Source organism: Candidatus Magnetobacterium casense (assembly GCF_019173545.1).
Classification (GTDB): domain Bacteria; phylum Nitrospirota; class Thermodesulfovibrionia; order Thermodesulfovibrionales; family Magnetobacteriaceae; genus Magnetobacterium; species Magnetobacterium cryptolimnobacter.
This window is the reverse complement of sequence record NZ_JABXWD010000399.1, coordinates 1-2,970: the sequence shown is the minus strand read 5'-3', so window position 1 is coordinate 2,970 and position 2,970 is coordinate 1. Positions and strand designations below refer to the sequence as shown.

3 protein-coding genes are annotated in these 2,970 nt (G+C 48.9%); all 3 read left to right on the top strand.

Annotated elements, in window-relative coordinates; all coding sequences use genetic code 11:
* Positions 1 to 379: 379 nt before the first annotated feature.
* Genes rimP through HWQ67_RS15470 form a run of 3 tightly spaced genes read left to right on the top strand, consistent with a single transcriptional unit; the run spans position 380 to position 2,766 of the window.
* Positions 380 to 847: a ribosome maturation factor RimP gene (gene rimP, locus HWQ67_RS15480; protein WP_218253587.1), complete on the top strand. Its 468-nt coding sequence runs from the start codon at positions 380 to 382 to the stop codon at positions 845 to 847.
* Positions 844 to 1,932, top strand: a complete 1,089-nt coding sequence (gene nusA / locus HWQ67_RS15475; protein WP_218253586.1) for a transcription termination factor NusA — start codon at positions 844 to 846, stop codon at positions 1,930 to 1,932. Before rimP ends, nusA begins: the two co-directional genes overlap by 4 nt.
* 30 nt (positions 1,933 to 1,962) lie before the next feature.
* Positions 1,963 to 2,766, top strand: coding sequence for a prepilin peptidase (locus HWQ67_RS15470; RefSeq protein WP_218253585.1), 804 nt, complete (start codon positions 1,963 to 1,965; stop codon positions 2,764 to 2,766).
* Positions 2,767 to 2,970 lie beyond the last annotated feature (204 nt).

Here is a 2,970-nt window from a genome sequence, read left to right as displayed (position 1 = left end):
AAGGTACGAGCCGGCAAGGTCAACGTCAAGCTAGTCAACAAGGCTTACAATATCAACGAAAGCTATGAAGAGAATGTCAAACCTGAATAGACGGCCTTTTGATCCTCAACATACTGCTTGAATAGAAGAAAGAAAGGGGCGGCTCCGCCCCCCTTCAGAACCCCCCGCAAGGGGACCAGTCCCCTTGACCCCATAAAAATGCCACATAAACCCTACACTGACAAATCGCTACCATAGATTTTCTGAGGGACACAAAAAAACATAGCAATTTGACATTTCATTAACGAAAATGATAAATTATTAGGTGTAACATAAATGACAAAAGGAGAGTGGGAATATCCCACTTTTTTAGTTTAATAACAAGAAGACATATGAATATATGATGCCGGCAGGTTTAACAGATAAGCGTCTGAGACCTTTGGTACAAGAGGTGGCAGAGGTGGTTGGCGTGGAACTTGTTGACGTGGTCCTCAAGGGCACCGGAAGGAGAAGGGTTTTGTCTATAACCATTGACTCGTCCTCCGGGGTTACGCTTGAGGACTGTAGCAACGTCAGCAGGCAACTTAGCGCCGTCCTTGATGTGGAGGACATTATACCGGGTCCATATACGCTTGAGGTGACGTCGCCGGGGATTGACCGACCATTAAAGACAAGGGAGGACTTTGCCAAAAGTATCGGTAAACTCCTCAGGGTGGTTTCTAAGGAGAAGATAGGCAAGCAGAGCTTTTTCCTTGGCAGGCTTTTTGATGTAACGGCGAATTCTATCCTCCTGGAGGAGGACAAGAAAAACGTGGAAATCCCTTTCGATAACATTTCGAAGGCACAAGTGGAGATAGAGATAAGATGAGCAAGGAACTCCGTTACGTAATTGAGCAATTAAGCCACGAAAAAGGTATATCAAAGGCACAATTGAGAACAACCATAGAGTCGGCAATGTTGACCGCCCTGAAGAAGAAATTCATAAGGAGCGAAAATGTCGGCCTGTTTATCAACCCCGATAACTATGAGATAGCCGCATACAAGATCAAGACCGTTGTCGATCAGGTCAGTGACAAGCACACGGAGATAGCCCTGAGCGATGCCCTTCTGTTAAGCGACAAGGTTGCCGTTGGCGATACGATTAAGGAGCCGCTCGATATAAAGGACTTTGGACGTATAGCAGCACAGACCGCAAAGCAGGTCATACTGCAAAAGGTGCGTGAGGCCGAACGGGACGTTATATACGACAAGTTTATAACGAAGGTTGGCACCATAGCCTCCGGCACGGTGTTGCGTCGTGAAAAGGGAATGTACTACATAGGTATCGGCAAGACGGAGGCCATCCTGCCCGTCAAGGAGACCATACACAGGGAGCATCTCAAGGTCGGCGACACGGTGCGCGCATACATAAGCGAAGTTGTCATAACGTCAAAGGGGCCGCAGATCATGCTCTCCCGGACGTCTACCGACTTTGTCGTAGAGTTGTTCAGGATGGAGGTTCCCGAAATCGGGGACAACATTGTCATCATAAAGGGCGTAGTGCGTGAGCCGGGAGAGCGTACCAAGCTGGCCGTCTTTTGCAAGGACACATCAATAGACCCCGTTGGTGCCTGCGTGGGGATGAAGGGAACACGTGTACAGACCATAGTACGCGAACTCAGGGGAGAACGCATTGACATCATCCTCTGGTCCCCGGACCCCCGCATCTACATCTCACGTGCATTGACGCCATCAGAGGTCGATAAGATCGGCGTCAACGAAGAAGACAAAACTGCCATGGCCGTAGTAGAAGACTCTCAATTGTCAATCGCCATCGGCAAGAAGGGACAAAACGTTAAACTAGCCATGAAGCTAACCGGATGGGACATTGACATCATCAGCGAATCACGCTATACAAAGATGCGTCAGGAAAAGGCTGTCGATGACATCTTTCACGAAAAACGCAAAGGTTAATTCCGCCACTCACGATTGCCTGTATCAACAATGGCAGATGTGAGTGGGATAATCCCGCAGTATTACTTTTACGCCGTTTTTTTAACAACCGGACTGGCGATCGGCTCATTCCTCAACGTGTGCATATACAGGCTGCCCCTGGAACTGTCAGTGGTCAGTCCACCCTCTCACTGTCCCAACTGCAACAGACCCATTGCCTTCTGGCAGAACATACCGCTGTTGAGTTACATCTTCCTCCTGGGGAGGTGTTACTACTGCAAACAGGGGATATCCTTACGGTACCCGCTTGTGGAGTTGCTAAACGGGTTGTTTTGGGTGTTTGCATTTCACCGGTTTGGGTTGACCTGGCATTGTTTGTTTTATGTGGTGTTGCTCTCTGTCTTGATCGTCATAACATTCATAGACATAGACCATCAGATCATCCCCGATGTGATAACGCTCCCCGGAGTGATTGCGGGGGTGGTGGCGGCAAATTTCATCCTCCCTGACCTCTATGGACATGGGGGAGTGTTGGGGCTTAAGGGGTCTGTCATTGGATTGTTGGTGGGTGGGGGGATGTTTTATCTCATAGCCGTGTTCAGCAAGGGTGGCATGGGAGGCGGAGATATCAAACTCATGGCAATGCTTGGCGCCATGTTCGGTTGGAAGCACGCATTGCTGGTCACTTTTATCGGGAGCTTCACGGGGTCTGTCTACGGCCTTGCGCTGATTGTGCTGGCGGGCAAGGGCCGAAAGACGAAGGTGCCCTTTGGCCCGTTTCTGGCCGGAGCATCGGTTGTGGCACTCTTTTACGGCAGGGACATCCTCATGCTATACCTCGGAGTAAGCGATTAAAGAAAAATAAGAGGACGGCTCCCATGATTTTCTTCTGCCCCCCTTATTTCCTGGATGTTTGCAAAATTCATGTGTTAAATGTTAGTATTGCCTATATGGTAGCACTCCATTCAAGCGTGGTCATGTTGCTCAAGCATAGTAACAATGCCATATTATGAAGGGATAAAAGTGGCTTAAATCCTGACAACCACGGTTGATTGTGGT

Bases quoted from the DNA above. Each gene is read 5' to 3' on its own strand.
- nusA (WP_218253586.1), top strand. From the start codon at position 844: ATGAGCAAGGAACTCCGTTACGTAATTGAGCAATTAAGCCACGAAAAA.
- HWQ67_RS15470 (WP_218253585.1), top strand. From the start codon at position 1,963: ATGGCAGATGTGAGTGGGATAATCCCGCAGTATTACTTTTACGCCGTT.
- rimP (WP_218253587.1), top strand. From the start codon at position 380: ATGATGCCGGCAGGTTTAACAGATAAGCGTCTGAGACCTTTGGTACAA.